Source organism: Agrococcus sp. BE272, from assembly GCF_031457935.1.
Taxonomy (GTDB): domain Bacteria; phylum Actinomycetota; class Actinomycetes; order Actinomycetales; family Microbacteriaceae; genus Agrococcus; species Agrococcus sediminis.
On record NZ_JAVDXL010000001.1, the window covers coordinates 144,216 to 158,408 of the forward strand.

General features: G+C 70.5%; 14 protein-coding genes. 2 read left to right on the forward strand and 12 right to left on the reverse strand.

Annotated features, from left to right (window positions below):
• Positions 1–6 precede the first annotated feature (6 nt).
• Together J2X49_RS00675 and lysA are read right to left on the reverse strand one after the other, a co-directional pair.
• Positions 7–1,299, reverse strand: a complete 1,293-nt coding sequence (locus tag J2X49_RS00675) for a homoserine dehydrogenase (protein WP_128188982.1) — start codon at positions 1,297–1,299, stop codon at positions 7–9.
• Positions 1,296–2,711, reverse strand: a complete 1,416-nt coding sequence (gene lysA / locus J2X49_RS00680) for a diaminopimelate decarboxylase (protein WP_310121273.1) — start codon at positions 2,709–2,711, stop codon at positions 1,296–1,298. The genes J2X49_RS00675 and lysA overlap by 4 nt, the downstream gene beginning before the upstream one ends.
• A 255-nt stretch (positions 2,712–2,966) precedes the next feature.
• Here lysA and J2X49_RS00685 point away from each other — a divergent pair, with 255 nt between their 5' ends.
• Entirely contained in the window at positions 2,967–3,641 is a 675-nt protein-coding gene (locus tag J2X49_RS00685; RefSeq protein ID WP_310121276.1) for a DNA-3-methyladenine glycosylase, read from the forward strand.
• Positions 3,642–3,857: 216 nt separating this feature from the next.
• Here J2X49_RS00685 and argS read toward each other — a convergent pair whose 3' ends face one another.
• Positions 3,858–5,516, reverse strand: coding sequence for an arginine--tRNA ligase (argS, locus tag J2X49_RS00690; protein WP_310121279.1), 1,659 nt, complete (start codon positions 5,514–5,516; stop codon positions 3,858–3,860).
• Positions 5,517–5,578: 62 nt separating this feature from the next.
• On the opposite strand from argS, the gene J2X49_RS00695 reads away from it, so the two are divergent.
• Positions 5,579–6,190 (forward strand): hypothetical protein, encoded by a 612-nt coding sequence (locus J2X49_RS00695; protein ID WP_310121281.1) that lies wholly within the window; start codon positions 5,579–5,581, stop codon positions 6,188–6,190.
• 99 nt (positions 6,191–6,289) lie between these two features.
• Here the strand turns inward: J2X49_RS00695 and J2X49_RS00700 are convergent, their stop codons facing one another.
• From J2X49_RS00700 to J2X49_RS00740, 9 genes are all read right to left on the reverse strand, one after another.
• Positions 6,290–7,081 carry a transglutaminase family protein gene (locus J2X49_RS00700; RefSeq protein WP_310121284.1) on the reverse strand — a complete coding sequence of 264 codons (792 nt, stop codon included), beginning with the start codon at positions 7,079–7,081 and terminating at the stop codon, positions 6,290–6,292.
• Between the two features lie 32 nt (positions 7,082–7,113).
• Positions 7,114–7,998, reverse strand: a complete 885-nt coding sequence (locus tag J2X49_RS00705) for a type II secretion system F family protein (RefSeq protein WP_310121286.1) — start codon at positions 7,996–7,998, stop codon at positions 7,114–7,116.
• Positions 7,998–8,924 carry a type II secretion system F family protein gene (locus J2X49_RS00710; RefSeq protein ID WP_310121290.1) on the reverse strand — a complete coding sequence of 309 codons (927 nt, stop codon included), beginning with the start codon at positions 8,922–8,924 and terminating at the stop codon, positions 7,998–8,000. Before J2X49_RS00710 ends, J2X49_RS00705 begins: the two co-directional genes overlap by 1 nt.
• On the reverse strand, positions 8,921–10,372 hold the full coding sequence (locus J2X49_RS00715; RefSeq protein ID WP_146357235.1) for a CpaF family protein: 1,452 nt from the start codon (positions 10,370–10,372) through the stop codon (positions 8,921–8,923). Before J2X49_RS00715 ends, J2X49_RS00710 begins: the two co-directional genes overlap by 4 nt.
• Positions 10,369–11,538: a P-loop NTPase gene (locus tag J2X49_RS00720; RefSeq protein ID WP_310121294.1), complete on the reverse strand. Its 1,170-nt coding sequence runs from the start codon at positions 11,536–11,538 to the stop codon at positions 10,369–10,371. Before J2X49_RS00720 ends, J2X49_RS00715 begins: the two co-directional genes overlap by 4 nt.
• Positions 11,535–12,278, reverse strand: coding sequence for a Flp pilus assembly protein CpaB (gene cpaB, locus J2X49_RS00725; protein ID WP_310121297.1), 744 nt, complete (start codon positions 12,276–12,278; stop codon positions 11,535–11,537). Before cpaB ends, J2X49_RS00720 begins: the two co-directional genes overlap by 4 nt.
• 3 nt (positions 12,279–12,281) lie before the next feature.
• Positions 12,282–13,367: a pilus assembly protein TadG-related protein gene (locus tag J2X49_RS00730; protein ID WP_310121299.1), complete on the reverse strand. Its 1,086-nt coding sequence runs from the start codon at positions 13,365–13,367 to the stop codon at positions 12,282–12,284.
• A complete protein-coding gene (locus J2X49_RS00735; protein ID WP_310121302.1) occupies positions 13,355–13,738 on the reverse strand; it encodes a pilus assembly protein in 384 nt (127 codons plus the stop codon). The genes J2X49_RS00730 and J2X49_RS00735 overlap by 13 nt, the downstream gene beginning before the upstream one ends.
• Positions 13,739–13,815: 77 nt before the next feature.
• Complete coding sequence (locus J2X49_RS00740) at positions 13,816–14,010, reverse strand: Flp family type IVb pilin (RefSeq protein ID WP_310121304.1); 195 nt, start codon at positions 14,008–14,010, stop codon at positions 13,816–13,818.
• Between the last annotated feature and the right edge of the window lie 183 nt (positions 14,011–14,193).

A 14,193-nucleotide genomic window follows, 5' to 3' on the forward strand; every position in this document is an offset into this window, starting at 1 on the left:
TGCCTCCTAGTCGATGAGCCGGATCACGCTGTCGATCCGCTCCACGTCGGTGTGCGCCGCGAGCGCCTCGAGCACGGCCGCGATGCGGCCCTCGGTCGCGGTGTGGGTGCCGAGCACGAGCGACGCCGAGCCGTCGCCCGGATCCTGCCGCACCGACTCGACCGAGACGTCGTGCTCGGCGAAGAGGCCCGCGACCGCGGCGAGCACGCCCGGCCGGTCGGCGACGGTGAGCCCGAGCTCGTGCCGCGCGAGCACCTCGTCGAAGGGCGCGATCGCCAGGTCGGCGTGCGTCGACGCCGGGCCGCCCGGGCCGCCGAGCACGTGCCGGCGCGCGATCGAGACGAGGTCGCCGAGCACCGCCGACGCCGTCTCGGGACCGCCGGCGCCCGCGCCGTAGAACATGAGGTCGCCGGCGGCCTCGGCGGTGACGAAGATCGCGTTCTTCGCCTCGTGCACGGCGGCGAGCGGATGCGTCGACGGCAGCGAGACGGGATGCACGCGGGCCGAGACGCGGTCGCCCGCGTCGCCCTCGAGGCGCTCGCAGATGGCGACGAGCTTGAGCACCCGGCCCGTGCGCTCCGCCTGCTGCACCATCGCATCCGTCACCCCGGTGATGCCCTCGCGGTGCACGCACGCGGCGGGCACCTCGGTGTGGAAGGCGAGGGAGGCGAGGATCGTCGCCTTCGAGGCGGCGTCGTAGCCCTCGATGTCGGCGGTCGGGTCGGCCTCGGCGTAGCCGAGCGCCGTCGCGGTCGCGAGCGCGTCCTCGAGCGTGGAGCCCTCGGTGTGCATGCGGTCGAGGATGAAGTTGGTGGTGCCGTTGACGATGCCCATCACGCGCAGCACGCGGTCGCCGGCGAGCGACTGCTCGAGCGGCCGGATGATGGGGATGGCGCCGCCGACGGCCGCCTCGTACGCGACCTGCGCGCCGACGGTCTCGGCCGCCTGGAAGAGCTCGGGGCCGTGCGCGGCGACGAGGGCCTTGTTGGCGGTGACGACGTCGGCGCCGGCCGCGAGCGCGTCGAGCAGCAGGGTGCGCGCCGGCTCGATGCCGCCGAGCAGCTCGACGACGACGTCGGCGCCCGCGACGAGCGTCGCGAGGTCGGTCGTGAGCAGCTCGCGCGGCAGCTCGACGTCGCGCTTCGCGTCGACGTCGCGCACGCCGATGCCGACGAGCTCGAGCGGCGCGCCGACGCGGGCGGCGAGCTCGTCGCCGTGCTCGAGCAGGATGCGCGCGACCTGCGCGCCGACGCTCCCGGCGCCGAGCAGCGCGATGCGGAGGCTGCGGTACGAGTTCATGCGGCTCCGTCGTCGGTGGTGGCGGATGCGTGGCGTCCAGCGGGGCGCTCGAGGCCGGCGTCGCGGGCGAGCAGGTCGTCGATCGACTCGCGCCGCACGAGCGCGTGCACCTCCCCGTCGCGCACGGCGAGCACGGGCGGGCGCGGCGCGAGGTTGTAGTTGGAGGCGAGCGAGTGGCAGTAGGCGCCGGTCGCGGCGACGGCGAGCAGGTCGCCGGGGGCGACGTCGCCGGGCAGCCACTCGGCGTCGACGACGATGTCGCCCGACTCGCAGTGGCGTCCGGCGACCCGCACGAGCGCGGGCTCGGCGTCGCTCGAGCGGGAGGCGATCCGGGCCGAGTACTGCGCGCCGTAGAGCGCGGGGCGCGGGTTGTCGCCCATGCCTCCGTCGACCGAGACGTACGTGCGCGTGCCCTCGCCGAGGCGCACGGGCTTCACGGTGCCGACGGTGTAGACGGTGATGCCCGCCGGGCCGACGATCCAGCGGCCCGGCTCGATCGCGATGCGCGGGACCGGGATGCCGAGCTCGTCGGCGGCGGTGCGCACCGCGTCGGCGAGCCCGGCGGCGATCGCCTCGATCGGCTCGGGGCTGTCGGCCGCGGTGTAGGCGATGCCGAAGCCGCCGCCGAGGTTGAGCTCGGGCAGCTGGCCGTCGGCGCCGAGGCTCGCGTGCAGGGCGAGCATGCGGCGGGCCGACTCGGCGAAGCCGTCGGCGTCAAAGATCTGCGAGCCGATGTGCGTGTGGAGGCCGACGAGCTCGAGGCTCGGCAGCTCGCGGATGCGCGCGACGAGCGCCGGCGCCTCGTCGAGCGGCACGCCGAACTTCTGGTCCTCGTGGCTCGTGGCGAGGAACTCGTGCGTCGAGGCGTGCACGCCCACCGAGATGCGCAGCCGCACGCGCTGCACGCGGCCCGCGCGCTCCGCGGCCGCGGCGACGCGGTCGGCCTCGATCGGCGAGTCGAGCACGAAGGTGCCGACGCCCGCCTCGACGCCGGCCGCGATCTCGGCCTCGCTCTTGTTGTTGCCGTGGAACCCGATGGCGGCCGGCTCGACGCCTGCGCGCAGCGCGACGGCGAGCTCGCCGCCGGTGGCCACGTCGAGCACGAGGCCCTCCTCGCGCATCCACCGCGCCACGTCGGCGGTGAGCAGCGCCTTGCCGGCGTAGTAGACGTCGACGCCCGCGTCGCCGAACGCGGCCTCGAAGGCGAGGCGGATGCGCCGGGCCCGGTCGCGCACGACGGCCTCGTCGACGAGCAGGAACGGGGTGCCGTGCTCGGCCGCGATCGCGCGCACGTCGGCGCCGCCGACGCGCAGGGCGCCGTCGACGCGCTCGGCGGAGGCGGGCCACACCCCCTCGACGAGGGCATCGGCGTCGGCTGCGTCGGGCAGCTGCGGGGCGAGCGGATGCGGCACGGGGACTCCGTCCGGGTGGTTGCTGTGGGCCTGACGAGCAGGCGGCGTCTGCGCTTGTGGCGCTGCCCTCCATCCTACGGAACGCGCGTGCGCGCTCCGGCGCGGGCGTGACGCCGCGTGACGCGGGCGCCTCGTGCGGCGCGCGCCGGGTGGCACGGTTCGAGGACGGATCGTGGTTGCGCCCACGAGCCGAGGACGCGCCGTGCTCGTTCAGCGACGCATCCTCGACCGGTGACCGGCGGGTAGCGTGCTGGCGTGCCCTCCCCCGACCCCGCCTGGTTCGAGCGCGACCCCGTCGAGCTCGCGCCGCTGCTGCTCGGCGGCGTGCTGCGGCGGGCGGATGCGTCGGGTGCCGTCGCGCTGCGCCTCACCGAGGTCGAGGCCTACCGCGGCAGCGACGACCCGGGCGCCCACACGTTCCGGGGGAAGACGGCCAGGAACGCCACGATGTTCGGCCCCGGCGGACACGTGTACTGCTACTTCACCTACGGCATGCACCACGCGGTGAACATCGTCGCGGGACCCGAGGGCTCCGGCTGGGGCGTGCTCGTGCGCGCCGGCGAGGTCGTCGAGGGCGCCGGGCTCGCGGTCGAGCGGCGGCACGTGCGCCGGGCGACGCGCATCGGGGGCGAGCTCGCGCGCGGCCCGGGCAACGTCGCCCAGGCGCTCGGTGCGACGCTCGCCGACGACGGTGCGGCGTTCGCCGACGACTCCCCCGCGCGTCGAGCAGGGCCGGAGGCCCGCGCTGGGATGACCGCCGCCTGGTCGTTCACCCCCGCCGACGCCCCGCCCGCCTTCCGCACCGGTCCGCGCGTGGGCGTCAGCGGTCCCGGCGGCGACGCATCCGCCTTCCCCTGGCGCTTCTGGATCCCGGGCGAGCCGAGCGTCTCGGCCTACCGCGCGGCGGCGCCGCGCACGCGTCGCGCCTGACGCCGCCGCCGCTCCGCTGGTCGAGCCGGTCCGTGCGCGCAGCGCGCGGACCGAGTCGAGACCACTCCGTCGCCGCCACTCCGCTGGTCGAGCCGGTCCGTGCGCGCCGCGCGCGGCCCGAGTCGAGACCACTCCGGCGCACGCTGCGACACCTGGTCTCGACTCGCGCAGCGGCCTCCGGCCGCCGCGCGGCTCGACCGGCGGCGGCCGGCTCCGCTACATCCGCTCCGGCGCGCCCACGCCCACCGTCGACAGCGCCGTGCGCAGCACCTGACCGGTCGCGTCGTTCAGCCACAGGCGCGTGCGGTGCAGCGCCGTGACCTCCTCGTCGCCCTGCGGCGCGACGCGGCACGCGTCGTACCAGCGGTGGTACAGCCCCGCGAGCTCCTCGGCGAAGCGCGCGACGCGGTGCGGCTCGCGCAGCTCGGCGGCCTGCGCGAGCACGCGCGGGAAGTCGGCGAGGGCGCCGAGCAGCGCCGACTCCGACTCGTGCGTCAGCAGCGACGGGTCGAACTCGCTGCGGTCGACGCCGGCCGCGACGGCGTTCCGCGCGACCGCCGACATGCGGGCGTGCGCGTACTGCACGTAGTAGACGGGGTTGTCGTTCGTGCGCTGCGTGAGCAGCTCGAGGTCGATGTCGAGGGGCGTGTCGGCGCTCGAGCGCACGAGCGCGTAGCGGGCCGCGTCGACGCCCACCGCGTCGACGAGGTCCTCCATCGTCACGATCGTGCCCGCGCGCTTCGACATGCGCACCGGCACGCCCTCGCGCATGAGGTTGACCATCTGCCCGATGAGGATCTCGAGGTGCTGGTGCGGGGTGTCGCCGAAGGCGGCGCACATCGCCATCATTCGGCCGACGTAGCCGTGGTGGTCGGCGCCGAGCATGATGATGTTCTGCTCGAAGCCGCGCTCGCGCTTGTTCTGGTAGTAGCCGAGGTCGCCGGAGAAGTAGGCGGGGGCGCCGTTGGAGCGCACGATCACGCGATCCTTGTCGTCGCCGAAGTCGGTGGTGCGCAGCCAGAGCGCGCCGTCCTCCTCGAAGACGTGGCCGCGCTCGCGCAGCACGTCGATCGCGCGCTGCACCGAGCCGTCGGACTGCACCTGGTGCTCGTGGAAGTAGACGTCGAAGTCGACGCCGAACTCGTGCAGGTCGCGCTTGATCTCGGCGAACATGAGCGCGACGCCGCGCTCGCGGAACGTCTCCTGCAGCGTCTGGTCGTCGAGGTCGAGCAGGTCGCCGTCGTACGAGTCGTCGACGCGCTTGGCGATCTCGGCGATGTAGGCGCCGCCGTAGCCGTCCTCGGGGGTCGGCTCGCCGCGGAAGGCCGCGACGAGGCTCTTCGCGAAGCGGTCGATCTGCGCGCCGTGGTCGTTGAAGTAGTACTCGCGGGTGACGAGCGCGCCCTGCTTCTCGAGCACCCGGCCCAGGCTGTCGCCGACGGCGGCCCAGCGGGTGCCGCCCATGTGGATGGGCCCGGTCGGGTTGGCCGAGACGAACTCGAGGTTGATGCGCACGCCCGCGAGGGTCTCGCCGGAACCGTACGCGTCGCCCGCCTCCACGATCGTGCGGGCCAGCTCGCCCGCCGCGCCGGCCGCGAGCGTCAGGTTGATGAAGCCGGGACCGGCGACGTCGGCGCGCTCGATGCCGTCGACCGCGGCCAGCTCGGCGGCGACCTCCTCGGCGAGCTCGCGCGGGGCGACGCCGGCCTTCTTCGCGAAGCGCATCGCGGCGTTCGTCGCCCAGTCGCCGTGGTCGCGGTTGCGGGGCCGCTCGAGCACGATGTCGCCCGCGCCGACCTCCACCTCGGCCGCTCGTCGCGCGACCGCGGAGCGGACGGCGGCGTGCACGATGGCGGAGATCTCAGAAGGCTGCATGGCCTCGATCGTAGTCCGCGCGCCGCCCGCGCCCGGTCGGCGGCGACCCCTAGCCTGGGGCCATGTCTGCCCTGAGCCCGTCGGCCCCGGCCGCCCCGCGCATCCGCCGTCTCCTGCCCGCCGTCGTCGTGGCGGCCGCGACGGCGCTGGCGCTCACGGGGTGCGAGCCGGGCGTCTTCGCGCCGAGCGAGACGCCGGGCGCCTCGGAGACGGCGACCGAGTCGGCCGAGCCGACACCCACGCCGACCGCCTCGGAGGTCGTGCCCACGCCCACGCCGACGCCGGCGCCGACGGGCAGCGACCTGCCGACCACGCCGCCCATCGCGGGCGAGCTGCCGTGCACCGACGTGCTGAGCGCAGAGCAGCTCTACGAGTTCAACCCCAACTTCGCCGCCACCGCCGAGGAGGGCACGCTGCCAGGCGCGATCGGCGACATCGCCGACGCGGGCGGCACCGTCTGCGCGTACCAGCACGTCACGGGCCCCGACCGGCTCGTGATCGGCGTGCTGCAGCAGGCCGACGGCTTCACGGCGGTCGAGTTCCAGAGCTTCGGCGACCTCGGCGTCGCCACCTCGATCGAGGGCGACCTCGCGATCGCCGCCGCCTCGCAGTACTTCGGCGCCGCGCAGGACGCGCAGCCGGTCATCGACGACGTCGCGGGGAACCTGCAGTAGCACCGCGACCGCTGGGCCCCGCTGGTCGAGCCGACGGCCGCAGGCCGTCGAGTCGAGACCACCAGCTCCCCGCCGGTCGAGCCGAGACCACCCGCCCGTCTACGCGATCCGCACCCGCGCGCCCACGTCGTCGACCGCGCCCTCCTCGAGCGCATCATCGCTCGCCCGCACCATCACCGACTGCAGCACCACGGGGCTGCGCATGGTCGTCGCCCAGGCCGTCTCGAGCGCATCCGCCCCGGTCGCGATGCGGATGAGGCTCTGCCTCGGCGCGAGGCCGGTCGCGTCGACGACCCACCACTCGCCGTCGAGGTGCACCTCGGCGACCGCGTGGAAGTCGGGCGGCTGCAGCCCGGGCGCGTAGACGCCGACGTAGCGGGCGGGGATGCCCGCGGCGCGCGCGAGGCCGATCATGACGTGCGCGTAGTCGCGGCACATGCCGCCGCTCTTCTCGAGCGACGTGACCGCGGTGTCGTCGATGCCCGAGAGCGCGGGCGAGTAGGTGAAGCCGCGCGCGATCCACCGGCGCATCGCCGCGATCGCGTCGAAGCCCGCGACGCGGCCGAACCGCTCGTCGACGAAGCCGCGGAGCGCACTGGCCTCGACGTAGCGGGAGTCCTCGAGGTAGCGCGCCGGGTCGCCGTCGTCGAGCGGCCGGGTGAGGCCCTCGAGGCTCGTGCGCACGTCGACGTCGAGCCGACCCGCGGGCGCCATGAACAGCAGCTGCCGCGTGTCGTGCGCGGCGGCCGCGATCTGCCACTCGAGCGGAGCGCCGTCGACGCTCACCGAGATGACGTCATCGGATGCGTAGGCCTCGGCAGGCAGGACGAGCAGGTTGACGTCGGTCTCGCCCACGAGGGACATGGAGAAGGTGGCGTGGGCGGTGCGCATTTGCCTGCGATCCTCCCACAGCGCCATCGGCGTCACATACTGCTGAAGGTGTCGATGATACTAAGGATCGCGGGGCCGATGATGACGATGAAGAGCACGGGCATGATGCACAGGATCAGCGGCATCAGGACCTTCACCGGCACCTGCTGCGCCTTCATCTCCGCGCGCTGTCGTCGCTTCAGACGCATCTCGGCCGCCTGCGTCCGGAGCACATCGCCGACGGAGATGCCGTTAGCGTCCGCCTGCATGATCGCGCGCACGAACTGACGCAGATCGCTCACTCGGGTCCGGCTCGCAAGGTCCGCGAAAGCGTCTCTTCGAGGCTTGCCCATCCTCATGTCCTGCAACGTGCGAGTCAGCTCCTGTGCGAGCACGCCCTTGCCGTTGCTTGCCGCTCGCGACATCGCAGCGTCGAAGGCCAGGCCGGCCTCGACGGCGATGGTCATCTGATCCAGGGTGTCGGCCAGCTCCAGTTCCATCTGCTGATCGCGCGTCAACCCCCGGTTGTACAGCAAGAGATCGGGAAGGAAGTAGCCGACCAGTCCCACTCCAGCGGCGAGCAGCACGAGCGGTCTGTCGGCGCGCGACGCGATCAGCAACACGACGACGATTGTCACGGCAGGCACTAGCCCGAGCTTCACGAGCAGCAGGCGGTCGACGGTCCAATCCGACGGTCGGCCCGCTCGCGCGTGCTGGCGGTCGAGCAGATCAACGAGCGCACGGGGCGTGAGGCGCCGGGCGAGCTGCAAGAGGGTCTCCGAGCGCGCTGAGGCCATCTCAGCGCCCGAGCTGTCACCTCGCCGCAGGTTCGCAAGGCTACGAGCGCGGGTGGGGCTGACAGAGACCGCGAGCGTCCAGGCAAGCGCGGCCAGCGCAGTCGCGACGAGCAGCGCTGGTAGCAGCGCTTCGGCTGACATCAGAACTTCACCTCGACCGTCTTCTTCATCCAGAGGCCACCGATGATGAGCAGCACGACACCCACCACCATCATGCCGATGCCGATCGGCGAGGTCAGCAAGGGCGCAAGGTATCCCGGATTCGTCAGGAGCATCAGGGCCCCGACTCCGAACGGCAAGAACATGAGGATCATCGCGGAAAGCTTCCCCTCAGCGCTCAGCCCCTCGACGTGGCGGCGGATCTGCCCGCGCTCACGGATGGTCGCTGCGACGCCATCGAGCACCTCGGCAAGGCTGCCACCGACCTCGCGGTTGATTGCGATGGCCTGCACGGCCCACCCGAAATCTTCGCTCTTCATGCGGTCTGCGACGACCTCAAGCGAGGTCACCACGGGACGGCCCACGCGCGCCTCATTCACCGCGCGCGCGAACTCCGTCGCCGTGGGCTCCTCTGAGTCGCGCGTGACCGAGGCGAGCGCCTGCATCGTGCTGTAGCCAGCCCGGAGGTTCGACGCCATGAGCTGCAGCGTTCCGTCGAGCTGCTGGCCGAACTGCTTCCGTCGACGCTCGGTGCGAAAGCGCAGCACCAGCGCGGCCACCAATGGCGCCGACGCAACGACCACGAGCGCGAGCCAACCGCCCCCGATCAGGAGCACGAGCGCCCCGGCGACAACGCCGCAGACAGCCGTCAAGAAGGCGAAGTCCTGCGGTCGACTCTTCACTCCCGCGAGGTCGAGCACCATCGCGAGCGTGTGTCCGCGTCGACCGATCAGACGGCCCATGAGCGTCGTCGCTGCCTCAGCCGCTTCCGCGAGCACACCGTCATCATGACGCTCGAACGGTCGGCGCCGGCTGCGGGGCAGCCGCACGCGGCCCGGATCGGCGACGACGAATGCCGCGACAGCCATACCGAGGGCGACGACGAACGCGACGACTGCCGGACTCATCGCAGGGCGCGATCTTCGAAGGCGTCCGCGGGAAGCCGGATCCCGAGGTCCTGGAGACGCTCCGAGAACTTCGGGCGTACGCCCGTCGGGCGCGGTACGCCCAGGAATCGGCCGGACTCGTCGGTGCCCGCGGCGAAGTCGAAGGCAAAGACGTCTTGGAGCGTCACCACCTGCCCCTCCATGCCGACCACCTCCGTGACCGCGACGACTCGGCGAGTGCCGTCACGGAGTCGATCGAGCTGCACGATCAGGTCGACAGCAGAAGCGATCTGCTCGCGGATCGCTCGGAGTGGCAGATCCATCCCTGCCATGAGGACCAGTGTCTCCAGTCGCGAGATGGCGTCGCGGGGGCTGTTCGCGTGGACGGTGGACAGCGAGCCGTCATGACCCGTGTTCATGGCTTGCAGCATGTCGAGCGTCTCGCCGCCGCGAACCTCGCCGACGACGATCCGATCGGGTCTCATGCGGAGCGAGTTGCGCACGAGATCACGGATCGTGATCTCGCCCTTTCCCTCACTGTTCTGCGGGCGGGACTCGAGACGAACGATGTGATCCTGCTGCAGCTGCAGCTCCACCGCATCCTCGATGGTGATGATGCGTTCGCGGTCGGGGATGAACGACGAGAGCACGTTGAGCAGCGTCGTCTTTCCTGTTCCGGTACCGCCCGAGACGATGATGTTGAGCTTTCCGTGCACGCACGCTTCGAGCAGTCGCGCCATCGGAGAGGTCAACGTCCCGAACCGGATGAGATCCGCGACCTTAAAGGGGTCCTTGGCGAACTTGCGGATCGTGAGAGTCGAACCGGTGAACGCCAGCGGTGGGATGATCGCGTTGACGCGCGATCCGTCCTCGAGCCGGGCGTCGACCATTGGCGACGACTCGTCGATCCGGCGACCGATCCTGGTAACGATACGCTCGATGATCTGGCGCAGGTGCTGCTCCGAGGTGAACCGGACAGGGGCCCGCGTGATCTTCCCGTCGCGCTCGACGTACACGTAATCCGGGCCGTTCACCATGATCTCGGTCACCGCGACGTCGTCGAGCAGCTTCTGGAGAGGTCCGAGTCCGAGCACGTCGGCTCGAACCTCGGTGATCAGGCGCTGGCGCTCTTCGCCGGTCAGAGGCGCCTGTTCAGCCTCGACCACGCGATGCAGCTCGTCCCGTACAAGCTGATGCAGCTGCTCCTCGGAGAGATTGGGGTCGTTGAGGCGCGTGCCGATCCGCGCGTACAGAGCGACCGCCGCGCGCTGCTTCACTCGGGCGAGACCATCGCTCTCACCGTCGGCCTGAACAAGAGGCTCCGTCGGCTCAGCGTCCGCCGGCGCTTCCGTAGCGGGTTCTGCAGGCAGCGGCGACGCGACCCGGGCCGCCCGCCGTGTTCCGGCTGACGCAACCTGCGTCGCGGGCTGTGGCTTCTGGGCGGCCAGCCGCTCGCTGAGCGAGCTCACCGTCGGCTCCCGGAGGCGCGAATCCCTGAGAAGTGCGCTATCAGCTGGCCCAGTTGCCGCGCCACGGGATCCCGCGGCCGCTGCAGGACCAAGGGGGTCCCGGTGTTGAGCGATGAGGTGACGGCTCTCGAGAAGGGCACCGTGATGTCTACTCGAGTGCGAATCGTCGCTTCGACATCCGAGACGGACAGGCCGGACTTGGAGTCTGCGAAGTTCAACAGCACCTGCCGTGCGTTGTTCAGCATACCCAGCTCACGCAGGGTATCGACTTCCTTGCGCAGGCCACGAGCACCGGTGACGTCGAACGTCGTGAGCAGCACCGGATCGGTGGTCTGATCGAGGGCCGCGAGTGTGCGCGGCTCCAGTCCAGCTGCGGTGTCCACCACGACATAGCGGAACTGCATCGCCAGCATGCTGAGCAGGGCGCCCACCTGGTCCGGCGTCACGGAGTCCGCAGCGACTGGGCTTTCCGGAGCGCAGACCACCGAGAGCCCCGAGTCGTGGAGCGAGAGATGCGTCTTGAGCGCGATCGGATCCCGTAGCGCTGCACCGTGGACGACGTCTTCGAGCGTGAACTCCGGCTCGAGACCGAGCGCAGTCGCGACGTCACCGAACTGCACGTCGAGATCGACGAGCACCGTGGAGCCGGGCGCCGTCCTCGCGAGTCCGACGGCGAGGTTCGTCGCGATCGTAGTCTTCCCTGCGCCCCCCTTGGGAGACAGCACAGTGATCACCTTGGCGGGAACGGCCGCGATCGTGTGCGGCGCACTGTTCCCTGCGGCACCGCGACGCACCCGCACAGCCGCGTGGACGCGCTCCAGCGTCGACCGAAGCAGGTCGGCATCAACGTCAGGCGGGAGCACGTCTCGAGCACCCACACGCAGCGCCGCGATTGCGAGCGCGTCGGGGTCGCCGATGAGCACGACACCGGTGCCCGGCAGCTCCAGATCGAACCTGGCAGCAAGGCCCAGTGCGTGCTCCGGGTTGTCGGTGGCGTCGAGCACGACTACGTCAGGCAGCGACGACTGTCCCGCACGCGCGATCAGATCCGCAGGCGCCGACTCCAGCACGTCGCCGACAGCTAGCGCCACGCAGGCCCCGTCAGACGCTTCGAGAACCCGCTCATGCAACTCGTTAGAGTCCGATGACAGGAGCACATTGCTCATCCGAAGACCTCCTCAGGCGTGACGACGCGCGTGCCGCCCTCGGGCACCTCCGCGCCCTCGAGCGACAGCCAGACCGATCCGAACTCCTGGCTGAACACCACGAGCTCAGAGTCGGCAGCGGAAAGCGCGAGAGTGACGATCAGGGTGTCCGCGGCTGCCTCCTCGACCTCTTCGCCACTCTCGTCAGTCGTGATGGATGAGCCACCGTGCACCGCGGTAACAAGGACTTTGTGGAGCAGCAGTCGCGTCATGTCGGCCTCCGCGTCCGCGCCGTCTGGACCAGTTCCTGTCACCGTGCCCGAGACGAACACCGCGACAGTCTGGCCCGGGCGCAGTTCACCCCCGATGACTCGTTGCCGATCCAGCTGGATGGAGAGCTGATGCATGTCAAGAGGAACTTCGAACTCGCCGTCCAAGGTCTCGGGTTCCACGAATCGAGAGGCGAGTAGCTGTTCCCCGGGCAGAAGGTCGGTGCTGGCGATCAAGCCCGTGACATCGGCCAGGTCGGTGACCGCTCCGGGGACCACGACTCCCTGCGGGATCTCGGAGACCACGACCGATCGAGCGATCGCGTCCGCCGCGGTGCCGGCTTCGATGGGTTCGGCCACGACAAGCACCTGAGTCGGGGTCATCCGAGCCATCGCTCGGGAGTCGGCTCCGGCAGCGTAGAGGTATGTGAGCACTCCCCCGACGGCGGCTATCAGCAGTGCGACGAGCGCGACGATCAGTCTGCGGATCATCGTTCAGTCCTCTCTTGGGAGAGTGAGGGTGACGACGGCCGAGCCCAGGTCGGGCGCGCTCGGACTGGTCTCGAAGTCGGCTTCGCTCGCGATGTACCGCTGGGGCTCGATCACGATCCAGCCGCCGTTGCCACCAGCAGACGCAGCGCAGGCGCTTCCGCCGGTCTCCGTCTCGCCGTAGCACCGGTTTCCCTGGAAGTGGTACCCCTCGAGCGTGACAGCGACGTAACCGACGACGAGGTACGTCTTCGGATCGTTGATCGATTCGGCCGTGTTCGATCGGAATACCGGGAGCAGCGCGGCCGCGGTCGGGTCGGCATCAGCGAGGTCGATGGCGCGGCGCAGAGCTACGTAGCAATCGCTGTCGTGACTGCCCTGGGAGTTGCCGTTGGCGGAGTCGACCGGTTGACCGATCTCCGTCTGCACGCTGCACGGCTCTTCGCTGGCAGCGAGGTCAGGTGCTAGCCATCCGAACCCTCCCGGCGCCCAGTTCCCGCTCTGCGGCTTCTGCGGGCACGTCGTCGGATTCGTCACCTTCGATTGCTCGAGCCGGAATCGCTGTCCCACGGCCGCGTCATTCAACCCCACGGGGTCTCCATTGGCGCCGAGCTGCAGGACGCCGAAGCCTGCCATCTCGCATGCCGCGAACGCGAATGGGATCGAGGAGCGGCCGCCGCTCGGCGGCCCCCAGGTGGCAGCCGACTCGGCCCACGGCTCGACGTCGGCCAGCGCGGGCGTGATCGCCGGCGCGAACCAGTAGTCGCGGTGCGAGGTCGTCTCGACGTGTACATAGCCGCCGGCAAGATCCGACTGATCGGTCACCTCGCCAGTGGCGGGGCCGCCGAACGGGTCGTTGGCCGTAGCGAGCGCTTGTGCAGTGGCGTCAGGGTCGCCGCAGGCGCCCACTGCGCAGTCTTGGGCCACCGCCAGAGCGGCTGCATCGGCGCCGATCTGGAGTCGCTGCCGATCCGCGTGTGCCGCGCCGATGTCGATGGCGAGCGCAGCGAATCCCATGAAGGGAATCAGCATGATCGCAACCCACACGGCGACGGCGCCGCGGTCCTCGCGAAGGAATGTCAACCGTTGCATCGCATGCTCCCGGTTCCGGTAAGAGTCAGAGTTCCGAAGAAGCCACCGAGCGGCTCGAAGTCCGTCAAAGTGACGGTGACCCGAGCGGTCTCGCCGGCGGGACAGCCGGCCGGGCCGACCGCGATCTGAGCGTCTGTCAGTGCAAGCGTCGGTGCCGCTGCAGCTCGTGTAGCTGCGCGCGCGTCGGCCGGCGCGGTAGAGCCGTCGGTCAAGGCGAAGATCCTGACGCCGTCTCGTGCCGCGTTGTCGATCGTTGTCTGGACGTGGAAGGTGTAGCCGAAGCCGATGATGCCGAACGTCAACAGAGCGAGCAGTGGCAGGACAAGTGCGAACTCAACTGCCGCCGCTCCTCTATCTCTTATTCCAGGCATGGCGCCTCCCTACGAGAGCTGCTGCTAAACGATTGCGCGGCGCCCAACACGTTGGACGCCGCGCCTTCTCGAAGGTCCTAGCGGTTAACGATGGCAGTCTGGACGTCGCCAAACATGACTGCGATCTCGTCACCCAGCGTGAAGACGATGAGGACAATCGCGACTGCGATGCCGGCGACGATGAGGCCGTACTCGACGGCGGTCGCGCCGCGGTCCTGCTTGTCGAAGCGGTCGGAGACGAAAGCGCTGACAGCGCTCAGGAATGCGTACATGGAGGGTTCCTTACTTGACAGGCCCGGGGCTGGGGTTCCGGTGCTGTTCGGGATGTCAGTCCAGGTGAACCAACGAGGAAGATCGTGACACAAGGGTTGCGGATCGCGCAACATTGCAGAGTCTCAAGATTCCCTCAGCCTGGAAGTTGCAACCTCAGCATTAATCCCGAAACGGCATGTTGA